Below are 13,807 nucleotides of genomic sequence, written 5' to 3'. Positions count from 1 at the left end.
TTCTCCCACCGGTAACCCTCATGTCCCGTGGCATCCCCTTGGCCCTGTTGGCGCTTACGCTGGGTGCGTACGCCATCGGCACCACTGAATTCGTCATCGTCGGGCTGATCCCGACCATTGCCGCCGATCTCGGCGTGTCCCTACCCTCGGCGGGCCTGCTGGTCTCGCTGTACGCGCTGGGCGTTGCGGTCGGCGCGCCGGTGCTGACCGCACTCACCGGCCGGGTGCCACGCAAGACCCTGTTGGTAGCGCTGATGGTGCTGTTCACCGTGGGCAATGTGATTGCCTGGATGGCACCCAGTTACGGCTCACTGATCGTGGCCCGGGTGTTGACCGGGCTGGCGCACGGCGTGTTCTTCTCGATCGGCTCGATCATCGCCACCTCGGTGGTGCCGAAGGAGAAGGCGGCCAGCGCGATCGCGATCATGTTCACCGGGCTGACCGTGGCCCTGGTGACCGGGGTGCCGCTGGGTACGTTCATCGGCCAGCACCTGGGCTGGCGCGCTACCTTCCTGGCAGTGGCGGCGCTGGGCGTCATCGCGCTGATCGGCAGCCTGCTGTTCGTGCCGCGCAACCTGCAGCGCAGCGAACCGGCCACGTTCGGCCAGCAGCTGGCCGTGCTGGCACAGCCGCGGCTGCTGCTGGTGTATGCCATCACTGCGCTGGGCTATGGCGGTACGTTCCTGTCTTTTACCTATCTCGCGTCGATCCTGCAGGACGTCACCGGTTTCTCGCCGAATGCGGTGAGCGGCGTGCTGCTGGTGTACGGCGTATCGGTGGCCATCGGCAACCTGTGGGGTGGCCGCCTGGCCGACCGCCGTGGCCCGATCCCGGCGCTGAAGCTGATCTTCGGGCTGCTGGCGTTGGTGCTGTTCGCGCTGACCTTCACCGCGCACAACACCTGGCTGGTGCTGCTGACGGTGCTTGCGCTGGGCGCGGTGGCATTCGGCAACGTGCCGGGGCTGCAGGTGTACGTGGTGAAGCAGGCGCAGCGGTTCGCGCCGCAGGCGGCGGACGTGGCCTCTGGCCTGAACATCGCCGCGTTCAACGTGGGCATCGCAATGGGTGCTTCGCTGGGCGGGCTGGTGGTGGATCACCTGGGCCTGATGCACACGCCTTGGCTGGGCGCACTGGTGGTGCTGGGTGCGCTGGGGCTGACCGTGCTGAGCGGGCGGCTGGACCGGCGTGACGGGATCGAGGACCGCGCCGAAGGCGTGGTTGCCGCCGCCCATTGAGCCTTCTCATTTGATTCGTTTAACGGTGCACGGCGTAGCCTGCACTTCCCCCGCTGAAGGAGTTTTTCATGAGCATTCCCGCATTTGGCCTCGGCACGTTCCGCCTGAAGGACCAGACCGTCATCGATTCGGTCCGCAACGCACTGGACGTGGGCTACCGCGCCATCGATACGGCGCAGATCTACGGCAACGAAGCCGAGGTCGGGCAGGCCATCGCCGAGTCTGGCGTGGCGCGTGAGGACCTGTTCCTGACCACCAAGGTCTGGATTGCCAGCTTCCAGCACGATGCGCTGCTGGACAGCCTGCGCGAGAGCCTGCGCAAGCTGCGCACCGACCATGTGGACCTGACCCTGATCCATTGGCCGTCGCCGAACGATGCGGTGTCGATGAAGGAATACCTGGGCGCGCTGGCGCAGGCCAAGGCCGACGGGCTGACGCGGCAGATCGGTATCTCCAACTTCACCATTGACCTGACCCGCCAGGCGATTGCGATCCTGGGCGCCGATGCGATCGCGACCAACCAGATCGAGGTGCATCCGTACCTGCAGAACCGGACGTTGGTTGCGTTCCTGCGCGAGCAGGGCATCCATGTAACGGCGTACATGAGCCTGGCCTATGGCGAAGTGTTGAAAGACCCCGTGATCCAGGCCATTGCCGAACGCCACGCTGCCACCCCGGCGCAGGTCGCGCTGGCCTGGGCGCTGCAGCAGGGCTTTGCGGTCATTCCGTCGTCGACCCGTCGTGAGAACCTGGCCAGCAACCTGTTGGCGGCGGACCTGACGTTGAGCGATGAGGACATGGCCCAGATCGCCACGTTGGATCGCGGTCAGCGCCTGGCGAACCCGGAAGGCATCGCGCCGGCGTGGGATTGAGTGTGCCGCAGGTCAGGCCAACAGCCAATCGCGCATCGCGGCGCTGACCTCTTCCGGCTTTTCCATGGGCGCGAGGTGGCCGCAATCGGGCAGCACCACCAGGGTTGAGCCGGGTACGAGGGCATGCATCTCCTCGCTGATTGCCAGCGGGGTGATGCGGTCGTTGGCGCCGCACAGGATCAGCAGCGGATCGCGGTAGCCAGCCAGTACGTCGCGGCCGTCGCTGCGGTCCAACGCGCTCTGGCGCAGGAACACCTCTGCGCCCAGGCGCGCGGTCATGTCGCGCACGCGCTGGACCAGCACGTAGTCGTCCAGCCGCGAGGCATCGATGTAGCTGCGCATCAGCTTGTCGCCGAAGCCATGGAAGGTGCCGGGCAGGCGCACGCTGGAACGCTGCGACTGGCGCTGGGCGGCGCGCTCGGGCGAGTCTGCGTGGATCGAGGTGTCGATCAGCGCCAGCCGCAGTACCCGCTCCGGGGCCACGCGCAGGATCTGCTGGGCGACGAAGCCACCGAGCGAGAAGCCCGCCAGGGAAAAGCGTTCCGGCGCCTGGGCCAAAACGTCCTCAACCACCGCCTGCAGGGTTTCGCCCCGGGTCTGGTCGCCCACCGTGCAGTCGGCGATGTCGGACAGGGCGGCAATCTGCGCGCGCCAGAGCTCGGCGTCGTTGAGCAGGCCGGGCAGCAGCAACAGCGGTACACGATCGGTCATGCCGCTATTGTCCGCGATCCGGGTGGCCATGGAGTGTCGTGTGTGGCCCAGTGTGTTGCAGGCTCCTGATCGGCACAGAACCATGAAACAGTGACCTGGAGCGTTGGCGTGACCCAGTACCCGTCGGGACCCGTGAGCACTCGGCATTGTTCCTGATGCAGGCAACCGGCCGGCCGGCAGAGTAACGGGCGCGGAGTCGGCGGTGATGGTTAAATGCCGTGGAGTGCCGCTCGGTAGGGTCGGTTCCCGAACGACTGCCGTTGGGCGTGATCGGCAGGGTGACGCATGACCTGTGCCGGAGAGGCGCCTTCGTTGGAGGTCATGCGTTACCGGATGTTGCACGGGTATCGGCGGTCGTTCGGGAACCGACCCTACCCGGCGCCCTCGGGCGGCAGGGATACGTTGGCGTCCTGTACCGGCAGGGTCACCACCATCACCGTGGGGTCGTCGGGGTCGAGTTTCGTCTTGAAGCCCAGGCTCTGGCACATCGCCAGCATGGTGCTGTTCTCGCGCAGTACCTGGCCTTCAACGATGTTGAGGCCCAGCCACTGGGCGTACTCGATCATGATGGTCATCAGGCGCCAGCCGATGCCATGGCCCTTGAGGTCGGAACGGATCAGGATGCCGTACTCGCCACGATCGTAATCCGCATCCGCATGCAGGCGCACCGCGCCGAGCATGTCGCCGCTGCGCGGGTCGATCGCCACCAGCGCGATGGAACGGGCGTAGTCGAGCTGGGTCAGGCGCGCGATGAATTCATGGCTGAAATGCTTCACCGACTGGAAGAAGCGCAGGCGCAGGTCGTCGTCGGTGACGCGGGCGAAGAAGGCGCGGAACAGCGCGTCGTCTTCCGGGCGCACCGGGCGTACGAAGGCAGGGGCACCGTCAGAGAGGGTAATGGTGCGCTCCCACTCCTTGGGATACGGGAACACCGCAAAGCGCGGGTGGCCGCGGCCCTTGTGCAGCTTGCGCGACGGCGCGATGGCCACGCGCGCGTCGAGCGCCATCACGCCCTCGCGGTCGGCCAGCAACGGATTGATGTCCAGCGTGCGCACTTCAGGAATGTCGGCCGCCAGCTGCGCCAGCTTGACCAGGATCAGCGCCACGGCGCGCTCGTCGGCGGCCGGCACGTCGCGGTAAGCCTTGAGGATACGCGACACGCGGGTGCGGCCGATCAGTTCATGGGCCAGGCGCAGGTCCAGCGGCGGCAGCGCCAGCGCCTTGTCGTCGATCACTTCCACGGCGGTGCCACCCCGGCCGAACACCACCACCGGGCCGAAGGTCGGGTCGTCGGCGATACCGGCGATCAGTTCGCGCGCCTTGGGCCGCACGATGGTGGGCTGCACCAGCACGCCGTCGATGCGCGCGTTCGGGCGCATCTGGTGGGCACGGGCGAGAATGGAGCTGGCCGCGGCCTGCACCGCCTGCAGGCTGCCCAGGTTGAGCCGCACGCCATCGACATCGGACTTGTGCGGGATGTCGGCTGAGAACACCTTCACCGCCACGGTAGTGCCCTGCTCCAGCAGCGGCTGGGCAAGATCCATGGCTTCATGCGGATCGCGCGCCTGCATTACCGGCGCGGAGGGAATGCCGTAGGCCGAGAGCAGCTGGTGGGTGGCGATGGGGTCCAGCCACTGCTGGCCGGCGGCAAGCGCGGCCTCGACAATGGCGCGCGCGGTGGCGGTATCCACCACGAAATCCTGCGGCAGGCTGGGCGGGGTCTCCATCAGCGCTGCCTGCGCGTCGCGGTAGCGCACCAGGTGCTGGAAGCCGCGCACCGCCTCGGCTTCGGTGGGATAGGTCGGCACCCGTGCGGCATTGAGCGTGGCGGTGGCACGGTCGTCATTGCCCAGCCACACCGCGAACACCGGCTTGTCGCGATGGTGGCGCGGGCGCAGGCCGAGGGTACGGGTGAGTGCCTGCGCGGCGTCTGCCGATGAGGTGAACGCGGTGGGCACGTTCACCACCAGCACCGCATCGTTGGCGGTGTCGGACATCAGCGCATCGATGGCGGCAGCGTAGCGCTCGCCATCGGCGTCGACCACGATGTCGACCGGGTTGCTGCGCGACCAGCCTTCGGGCAGAACGGCGTCCAGTTCGGCGATGGTGCCGGGCGAGAGTTCGGCCAAGCTGCCGCGCAGGGCCAGCAGCTGATCCACGGCCAGCCGCCCTACCCCGCCGCCGTTGCTGAGGATGGCCAGCCGGCGACCGGGGAAGGTGCCAAGGCGGCCGAGTGTTTCGGCGGCGGTGAACAGTTCGTCCAGCGCGCCCACCCGCAGCAGCCCGGCGCGGTTGAACGCGGCGCCGTACACCGCGTCGGAGCTGGCCAGCGCCTGTACATGGGTATCGCCATCGGGCTCGATGCGGATGTGGCGGCCGGATTTGACCACCACCACCGGCTTGGCGCGCGCGGCCGCACGCGCGGCGGACATGAACTTGCGCGCATCCCCGATGTGTTCGACGTAGAGCAGGATGGCGCGGGTGCGGTAATCGGTGGCGAAGTAGTCCAGCAGGTCGCCGAAGTCGACGTCGAGCGCGTCGCCCAGCGAGACCACCGCAGAGAAGCCGACCGAGCGCGCCACGCCCCATTCGACCAGCGCGGCCGCAATCGCGCTGGATTCGGAAATCAGCGCGAGGTCGCCGGCCTGCGGGAAGTGCGCGGCGATGCTGGCGTTGAGCCGCGCGTGCGGGGCGATCACGCCCAGGCAATGCGGGCCGAGGATACGCAGGCCCTTGGGCCGTGCGGCGGCTTCGACCTGTTCGCTGAGCGAGCCCGGGCCGTGGCCGAGGTTGGCGGTGAGGATGATGACGGCGCCCACGCCCCGCTCGGCGGCGGTGGCCACCACCTGCGGCACGATGCTGGCCGGAGCGGTGATGACGACGAGTTCGGGCACCCAGTCGAGATCCTTCAGCCGTTTGACCGTGCTGATGCCGTCGATTTCGCCGTAGCGCGGATTGATCCAGGCGACCTTGCCGGGAAAACCGGTGGCGCGCAGGTTGCGCATGACCGCGCGGCCGGCGGAGCGCTCGCGCGGGCTGCCGCCGACGACGGCCACCGACTGCGGGCGGAATACGGATTGCAGGTGGTAGGTGCTCATGGGGTCGAACAGTCACCGGGACACGTGGTGACACGGTACACGGCAAGCGGTCCCGTTGGGATGATCTGGCGCAAGGATCGGTTACCCCCCTCGCATCGCCACGCCGCGGGCGGCGTGGCGACATCCTGCGGTTACAGCAGCGTGCCGCCCAGGATCATCGCGGCGATGCTGAAGTAGATCACCAGCCCGGTGACGTCGACCAGGGTGGCCACGAACGGGGCCGAGGCGCTGGCCGGGTCAAAGCCCAGGCGCTTGAGGATGAACGGCAGCATCGAGCCGGACAGCGAGCCGAAGGTGACGATGCCGACCAGCGCTGCGCCGATGGTGAGCGCGAGCAGCTGCCAGTGCTCGCCGTAGTCGTGCAGACCAAGCAGCTGCCAGGACACGATGCGGATCATCGCCAGCACGCCGAGGATGGCGCCCAGGGTGATGCCGGTGGGCACTTCGCGCAGGGCGACCTTCCACCAGTCGCGCAGGCGCAGTTCGCGCAGCGCCAGGCTGCGGATCAGCAGCGAAGTGGCCTGCGAACCGGAATTGCCACCCGAGCTCATGATCAGCGGGATGAACAAGGTGAGCACCACGGCGCGGGCCAGTTCGTCCTCGTAATGCTGCATGGCGCTGGCGGTGAGCATTTCGCCGAGGAAAAGCACGCTCAACCAGCCGGCGCGCTTGCGCAGCATCTCGAAAAAGCCAATCTGCATGTACGGCTTCTCCAGCGCTTCCATGCCGCCGAATTTGTGCGCGTCTTCGGTGGATTCTTCGATCAGTGCATCCAGGATGTCATCCACGGTGACGATGCCCAGCACCTGCTGGCGCGCATCGACGACGGGAATGGCCAGCAGGTCGTGGCGGCGGATCAGCTGGGCGACTTCTTCCTGGTCGAGCATGGCATCGACGGTCACCGGCGGGTTGACCTGGGCCACCTCCAGGATTGGCTCATCCGGCAGGCCGGTGATCAATCGGCGCATGGTGACCACCTGGCGCAGGGCCTGGGTCACCGGGTCCAGCACGTAGATGGCGTATACGGTTTCGCGCGTGCGCTCGACTTCACGGATGTGCTGCAGGGTGCGGCCCACGGTCCAGTCAGCGGGCACGCTGACGAATTCGGTGGTCATCAGCGCGCCGGCGGTGTGGGCCGGGTAGCTGAGCAGCTGCTGGATGGCCTGGCGCGAATCGGCGCTGAGCAGCGGGATCAGGCGCGCGCGTTCGTCCTCGTCCAGCTCATGGACGATGTCGGTGGCACGGTCGTCGGCCATCAGGCCCAGCAGCGCGGCGGCCTTGGCCACTGGCAGTGCGGCGACCAGGTCGCCGCTGCGGGCAAGCTCGGGCTGTTCGAGCATTTTCACCGCGCGCGGCAACGGCAACGCGGCCAGGGTATCGGCGGCGCGCGCCAGGTCGAGGGTGTTGAGGTATTCCACCGCGTCGGCGGTGTTGAAATCCTGCAGGGGTGCGCTCAGGGCGGCGGCATCCGCCACCGGGCGCAGGAGGTCTTTCTGGTTCATGGGGTTCGCCTTGTGGATCGCGATCGCGCGACGCCAACGCTGGCGAACCGTCCCGTGTCAGGCGGTGACCATCGCTGGCGTCGAGCAAGGTCGACTTCTACTGTCGCTGGACATGGGTTGGGGACTCCGGATGGGTGTTTGCGCTGTTGGCCGCCCGACCAGCGGTCGGACGCTACCGGAACGGCGCCGGCGGAGTCTGGACCCGTAGGCAGGCGGGGTCAACCCCTTCTCCGCCCGCGGCCGCATAATGAGGCGCCGGCGACGGGCCGACGCTTCGACACGCAGGATTCCCCATGCATAGCGGTGCGCTGGAACTGGCCCTGGTGCTGCTGCTGGCTGCGGTGATCGCGGTACCGGTGTTCAAGAAGCTCGGGCTGGGCGCGGTGCTGGGCTACCTTGCCGCCGGCGTGGTACTGGGCCCGGATGGGCTGGGCTTCGTGCAGGATGCGGACCGGATCCTCGGCGCGGCCGAGATCGGCGTGGTGATGCTGCTGTTCGTGATCGGCCTGGAGCTGTCGCCCACGCGCCTGAAGGTGATGCGGCGGTCGGTGTTCGGCGCGGGCACCGCGCAGGTGGCGCTGAGCGCGCTGGTGCTGGGCAGCCTGCTGATGCTGGACCACTTCCAGTGGAAGGCGGCGCTGATTGTGGGCATCGCGTTGGCGCTGTCGTCCACGGCCGTGGGCCTGCAGCTGCTGTCCGAACACAAGGGCATCAACAGCGATTACGGGCGGCTCGGCTTTGCCATCCTGCTGTTCCAGGACCTGATCGCCATTCCGCTGCTGGCCGCCATTCCGCTGCTGGGCGGGGCCAAGAACCAGACCCTGCAGTGGGATGACGTGGCGATCGCGCTGGGCGCGCTGGCGGTGGTGATCCTGTGCGGGCGGCCGGTGCTGCGCCGGCTGTTCAACATCATCGCGCGCACGCGCAGCCCGGAAGTGTTCACGGCCATGGCGCTGCTGGTGGTGCTGGGCACGGCGTGGTTCATGCAGGAAGCCGGGCTCAGCCCCAGCCTGGGTGCGTTCCTGGCCGGGGTGCTGCTCTCTGATTCGGAGTTCCGGCACGAGCTGGAATCGCAGATCGAACCGTTCAAGGGCCTGCTGCTCGGGCTGTTCTTCATCGCGGTGGGCATGGGCATCGATCTGGACCGCGTGGTGGCCGAGCCGGCGCTGATCGCCATTGGCGTGGTGGCGCTGCTGGTGGTGAAGTTCAGCCTGCTGTTCGGGATCGGCAAGGTCGCGCGCCTGAGTACGCGGCATGCGCTGATGCTGGGCAGCGTACTGTGGCTGGGCGGCGAGTTCGCGTTCGTGGTGTTCAACGAAGCACAACGCGTGAGCCTGCTGGGCAGTGCCAACCACGACCGGCTGGTGGCGATCGTGGGGCTGTCGATGGGACTGACACCGCTGCTGATGATCGCATTGCTGCGCCTGCTGGGCAGCGAGCATTCGCCAGCCAGCGACACGCCGCCCGCTGACAAGGTCGAGAACGACGGCGACGGGATCACCGTGATGATTGCCGGCATGGGTCGCTTCGGCCAGGTGGTGGCACGCCTGCTGACGGCGCAGAAGATCCCGTTCGTGGCGCTTGAATCAAACCCGGACACCGTATCGGACCTGCGCCGCTTCGGTAACAAGCTGTACTACGGCGACCCGACGCGGCCCGAGATGCTTCGTGCCGCCGGTGGCGAGAACGTGCGTGTGTTCGTGATCACGCTGGACGACCCGGAAGTCAACATGCGTGCTACGCGGCTGATCCGGCGCATGTACCCGAATGCGGTGGTGCTGGCCCGGGCACGCAACCGCCAGCATGCGTGGCGCTTGATGGACATGTCGGCCGAGCCGTTCCGCGAGGTGTTCGGCACCAGCCTGGACCTCAGCGAGCGGGTACTGACCGTCCTGGGCATTCCCCCCGATACGGCGCGCGCGCACGTCCAGCGTTTCCGCGAGCACGACGAAAAACTGTTGCGTGACCAGTACCTGGTCTACGACGACGAAGCGGCTGTGATCCAGACCTCGCGCGACGCCAGGGCAGACCTCATGCACCTGTTCGAAGCCGATGCCGGCAGTGACCGAAAGGCGGACGCCGAACACCGCGATTGACCCGGCAGCAACTCCGGCGGTAGCGCACGACCGTTGGTCGTGCGCCCCGGAATCAACCGTTATCCCGCAGGAACCGCGCCATCGACGAAACGCCTGGCACGCGCGGTTCGAATTCGCCGGCCACGTCGATGAAGCCGCGCATCACCGCGATCTCGCGCGGGCTGCGGTTCAGCGCATCACGCACGTCCGGATCCGCGCCTGCACGCAGCAGCCGCTGCACCAGCAGCGGCAACCCGTGCAGGGCCGCCAGGTGCAACGGGCCGAAGCCACGCGGATCGCGTGCATCCAGCGACACATCTTCGTCCAGCAGCCGTTCGACGGCGGCCAGCACGATCTGCTCATCGCAGGCGGTACCCGGCTCGGCGCGTGCGCCCAGCAGCAACAGCAGCGGCGTCACCGAACCGGCCGCGGCCTGGTCCGGCTCGGCACCGGCCAGCAGGAGGGTGTCAAGCAGTGCCAGCAGGCGCGAGCGATCCCGCGCACCAAATCCGTACAGGGCCGCACAATGCAGCGGCCCCAGCTGCTGCGCATCGCTGGCATGCACATCCGCACCGGCGGTCAGCAGGCGCGCGGCGATATCCGGCAGGCCCAGTGCCGACGCGAGCATCAGCACGGTCACACCCCCGGGCAGCTTGTATTCCAGCTCTGCACCTGCATCCAGCAACGCCGACACGATGTCGATCTGGCGCATGCTCACCGCTGCCGACAAGGGCGTGGCACCGCTGGCGGCGGCGTGCTGCGGATTGGCGCCACGCGCCAGCAGCAGATCGACCACCGCCAGGTGACCGCCACCGGCGGCACGCAGCAGCGCGGTGCAGCCCTGCGCATCCACCACGTCGACGGCAAAGCCGAGGTCGTTCAGGCGGCGCACGGCGTCGGCATCGCCGGCCATCGCGGCAGCGGGAAGGTCGGCGGCGCGCAGCGCACGGCGTGGCAACTGCCACACACGCCAATCCAGCCAATCGGCGAGGTCGCGGCGGCCGATGGACAGCGCCACGCCCAGCGGAGTCTGGCCGTCGGCAGCGCGGGCTTCGGGCGAAGCGCCCTGCTGCACCAGCAGTTTCAACGAGCCTTCGCGGGCCAGCGCGGTTGCCAGGTGCAGCGCGGTCATGCCGTGGCTGTCGCGCGCTTCACGGTCCACTCCAAGGGTGAGCAGGGCCTGCTGCAGGCGCAGCCAGCCCAGGCGCACGGCCAGCGACAGTGGCGGATCGCCAGCGGGTGACGGCGCGAAGGGATCGGCACCGCGCTCCAGCAGTTCCAATGCAAGCTGTTCCAGCCCGCGCGCGGCCTGGTCGTGCTGGGCGCAGGCGCTGAGCAGGCGGGCCAGGCCGCCGGCACCCGCCGGCGACAGGCCCCGGCGCAGCAGCACCTGCAGTGCGGGCACCGCGTCGATGCCGCGCGCAAGCAGGGCGAACATCGGAGTATCGCCGCAGGCATCGAGTACTTCCGGCGCGGCGCCATGCGCCAGCAGCCATTCCACCGCGTGCGGGTCCAGGGCCAGTTCGCCGTCGTGCAGCAGGCCACCCAGTTCATCCGGGCTGCACAGCCGTGCCAGCGAGGCCATGCCATCCACGTTGCCGAAGCCCAGCGCTTCGCGCAGCAGGTCCAGCGGCGGGCGGTCCGGCAAGGCCGGGCTGCCTTCGCCACTGTCGTCCTCGCCTGCGCTGGCCAGACCATCGCTCACTGCCGTGGGCAGCGGGTAGTTGCGGTCCAGCAGCGATACGATCGCCCAGCGCCCGGCGGCGGCCGCGATATCCACGGCGCGCCGGCCCTGCGGATCGGGGACATCGGCAGCAATGCCCAGGTCGAGCAGGCGGCGAACCAGCATCGGCGAGACGTTGTCGGCCATGCACGCCAGCAGTACTGCGTTGCGGCCTTCGACATCGACGGCGTGCAGGTCGGGCTTGTGCGGCAGCAGGTGTTCGACCACGCCGGCGCGGCCACCGCGCGCCGCTTCCAGCCACGGCGTGCGCGACAGGGCATCGCGCGATTCGAGGTTGGCCCCCGCAGCCAGCAGCACATCGATGATGTCCACGTGGCCCGCCAAGGCCGCTTCGTGCAGGGCGCTGCGGCGCTGGCGGTCGCGCGCATCGGCGCGCGCCTTGTGCTTGAGCAGCAACTGCACACCGGCCGGATCGTCTTCTTCGGTGCCGGCCGCGGCCAGCAGCACAGGCGTGCCATCGGCCGGTTCGGTGCGCGCACCGCGCTCGAGCAGGAACCGCGCCAGCCGCCAGTTGCCGACCTGGCAGGCCACCGCCAACGGCGACCAGCCGTCATTGTTCAGCGCGTCCACTTCGGCCGCAGCGTCGCGCAGCAGCGCGGCCACGCCCGGGTCGGAACTGCGCGCGGCATGGTGCAGCGGGGTGTTGCCATCGCTGTCGACCGCGCGCGAATCGGCCCCGTTGGCCAGCAGGGTCATCACCGCTTCCGGGCGGCCGTGCCAGCTGTCGCGGGTAGCCGCCAGCAGCGGGGTCATGCCCTTGTGCGGGGTGTTGACGCCCACGCCACGGGCAATCAGCTCGCGCAGCAGGCGCAGGTCGGGCAGTACCGCGGCCAGTACGACCAGGCTGCGCTGGTCGCGCCAGGTCGGGTCGGGCAGGCCCTGCGGGTCCGCCCCGGCGGCCAGCAGCTGCAGGGCACGGTCGACCCGGCCACTGCGCGCGGCCTCGTACAGCGCGGGCAGGCGTTCGTGCTGGGCCAGCGGTTCCAGCGGTGAGGTCGGATCGTCGCGGTGTGCGGCGGCAGCAAACGTATCGCTGTCCAGGTCAGGCACGCTGCGGCTGCCCAGCGCGTCGGCCGGCGCGATCCGCTGCAGGGCCAGGTGGGCCAGCGGCGAACCGAGCAGCACCGCCAGCGCGTATGGCCAGCGCATGCCGTCGGGCACCAGTCCCGGCCAGGCCGACGTCACCACCAGCGCGCAGATCGCCACCACCAGCGCGGCCACGACCAGACCGCGCCAGGCGCTCAGATCGCGGCCGGCCAGCGCTCGCCAGTGGCGCGCCAGACTGCCGTCGCTGCGTTCGATCTCATTCCACAACGGCCAGGTGCGCCAGACGCCGAGCAGCGCGGCACTGACCGCCACGCTCAGGCCGAGTACGGCGGCCAGGCTGCCGCTGTCGTGCAGCGCGGCCAGCGGCCAGGCCACCAGCAGCGCCAGCAGGACCGGGCCTACTGACCACAGCGCGAGCAGCGCCGGCAGGTCCTGCCGGCCCAACCGGGGCAACGCCGGCACGGCGCGGCTGCGCCGCCACCACGACACGCCCAGCGCGAACGCCGGCTGCGCCAGTGCGGCACCCAGCGCGGCCGGCACCCCGCCCAGCACTGCGGCCAGCGACAGCAGGCCGCCCGTGATGAAGGCGATGGCGGCAGCGCGGGTGCGCGGAATCTCAGTCATTGCGGCGCGGCACCTTTACAGGCGCGACCGGCGGCGGTGGCATCTGCAGATGGAAACCGCGCTCTTTGAGGTTGGCGCGCACATGATCGGCGTCAGCCAGGGCGAGGCGACGTCCGGGGGTCAGGGCGACTTCCAGCACGAATGCGAACGGCGCCAGTGTGGCCTTCAGCGCATCGGGGATGGCATCGAAGGCATCGCGGGCGGCGAGGTAGACGTATGTGTCCTGCTTGCGTTGGCTTTTGTAGACGTAGGCTTGCATTGCCCGCGGGGCTTGGCCCTGGGAATAGATACGCCGATTGTGGAGTAAAGCAGGCAACTACGAAAGCCGGGATGGGGCTGCGGCGTCGGTTTGCCGGCGCGCGGCAGATTCAGGTTCATCAATGTCGCGGCGGTGTTCAGGTACGGCGGTCGCCGTGGAGTGCACGGCGACCGCCCCCCCGGTGAAATAACGCGCAGCGTTATTTCACCTTGGCGTACGTGCCCTTCAGCGCAACGCCGGCCAGGATGGCGCCCGCGTAGCATTCGAAGTTGGTGGTGCTCTTGAACTCGTTCTTCTTGTAGTAACTCACCACATCGACCACGGCGTTGGCACCGCGCGACTTGGCGCCGTCCTGCAGCGCCTTCAGCGCCGACAGGGCCACCCAGTTGCAGGCGACGACGTCGCTCTTGTTGGCGGCGTTGGTCTTCTTGTTGGTGACGTCTTCGCCGAGGCGCTGCTGGACGTTGACCTTTTCGCCCGCCAGGAAGAAGCGGACACTGCCGTCGATACCGGCGGCCTTGGCTTCCGGTGAGTTGATCAGCGCGTGCAGCGGCAGCTCGACACGGGTTTCACGGGCATTGGCGGTGCTGGCGACGGCAAGCAGAGCGGTGGCGGCAATCAGGGCAAAACGACGCATTCA

General features: G+C 68.6%; 9 protein-coding genes. 3 read left to right on the top strand and 6 right to left on the bottom strand.

Features of this window, described 5'->3' with window-relative positions; translation table 11 throughout:
- Nucleotides 1-20: 20 nt before the first annotated feature.
- Nucleotides 21-1,235: an MFS transporter gene (locus ACGFZ3_RS14195; RefSeq protein WP_392922339.1), complete on the top strand. Its 1,215-nt coding sequence runs from the start codon at nucleotides 21-23 to the stop codon at nucleotides 1,233-1,235.
- Nucleotides 1,236-1,303: 68 nt separating this feature from the next.
- A complete protein-coding gene (dkgB, locus tag ACGFZ3_RS14190) occupies nucleotides 1,304-2,107 on the top strand; it encodes a 2,5-didehydrogluconate reductase DkgB (protein WP_392922336.1) in 804 nt (267 codons plus the stop codon).
- 12 nt (nucleotides 2,108-2,119) lie between these two features.
- On the opposite strand, the gene ACGFZ3_RS14185 is transcribed toward dkgB, so the two are convergent.
- The 3 genes from ACGFZ3_RS14185 to mgtE all read right to left on the bottom strand — a co-directional run bounded on the left by ACGFZ3_RS14185 (nucleotide 2,120) and on the right by mgtE (nucleotide 7,418).
- On the bottom strand, nucleotides 2,120-2,818 hold the full coding sequence (locus ACGFZ3_RS14185; RefSeq protein WP_392922333.1) for an alpha/beta fold hydrolase: 699 nt from the start codon (nucleotides 2,816-2,818) through the stop codon (nucleotides 2,120-2,122).
- Between the two features lie 371 nt (nucleotides 2,819-3,189).
- The gene (locus ACGFZ3_RS14180; protein WP_392922331.1) at nucleotides 3,190-5,916 is read right to left on the bottom strand and encodes a bifunctional acetate--CoA ligase family protein/GNAT family N-acetyltransferase; all 2,727 of its coding nucleotides are present in this window, start codon (nucleotides 5,914-5,916) and stop codon (nucleotides 3,190-3,192) included.
- A gap of 131 nt (nucleotides 5,917-6,047) precedes the next feature.
- A complete protein-coding gene (gene mgtE / locus ACGFZ3_RS14175) occupies nucleotides 6,048-7,418 on the bottom strand; it encodes a magnesium transporter (RefSeq protein ID WP_392922328.1) in 1,371 nt (456 codons plus the stop codon).
- Between the two features lie 293 nt (nucleotides 7,419-7,711).
- Between mgtE and ACGFZ3_RS14170 the strand changes: the two genes are divergently transcribed.
- Nucleotides 7,712-9,514, top strand: a complete 1,803-nt coding sequence (locus ACGFZ3_RS14170) for a monovalent cation:proton antiporter-2 (CPA2) family protein (protein WP_392922325.1) — start codon at nucleotides 7,712-7,714, stop codon at nucleotides 9,512-9,514.
- Between the two features lie 52 nt (nucleotides 9,515-9,566).
- Here the strand turns inward: ACGFZ3_RS14170 and ACGFZ3_RS14165 are convergent, their stop codons facing one another.
- The 3 genes from ACGFZ3_RS14165 to ACGFZ3_RS14155 all read right to left on the bottom strand — a co-directional run bounded on the left by ACGFZ3_RS14165 (nucleotide 9,567) and on the right by ACGFZ3_RS14155 (nucleotide 13,804).
- Nucleotides 9,567-12,908, bottom strand: a complete 3,342-nt coding sequence (locus tag ACGFZ3_RS14165; RefSeq protein WP_392922322.1) for an ankyrin repeat domain-containing protein — start codon at nucleotides 12,906-12,908, stop codon at nucleotides 9,567-9,569.
- Nucleotides 12,901-13,167: a YcgL domain-containing protein gene (locus ACGFZ3_RS14160; protein ID WP_392922319.1), complete on the bottom strand. Its 267-nt coding sequence runs from the start codon at nucleotides 13,165-13,167 to the stop codon at nucleotides 12,901-12,903. The genes ACGFZ3_RS14165 and ACGFZ3_RS14160 overlap by 8 nt, the downstream gene beginning before the upstream one ends.
- Before the next feature lie 199 nt (nucleotides 13,168-13,366).
- A complete protein-coding gene (locus ACGFZ3_RS14155) occupies nucleotides 13,367-13,804 on the bottom strand; it encodes an excinuclease ATPase subunit (protein WP_392922316.1) in 438 nt (145 codons plus the stop codon).
- Nucleotides 13,805-13,807 lie beyond the last annotated feature (3 nt).

Origin of the sequence: Stenotrophomonas sp. NPDC047960 (assembly GCF_043204395.1) — a bacterium.
Lineage (GTDB): Bacteria > Pseudomonadota > Gammaproteobacteria > Xanthomonadales > Xanthomonadaceae > Stenotrophomonas.
This window is presented reverse-complemented; position numbering and strand designations above follow the sequence as displayed.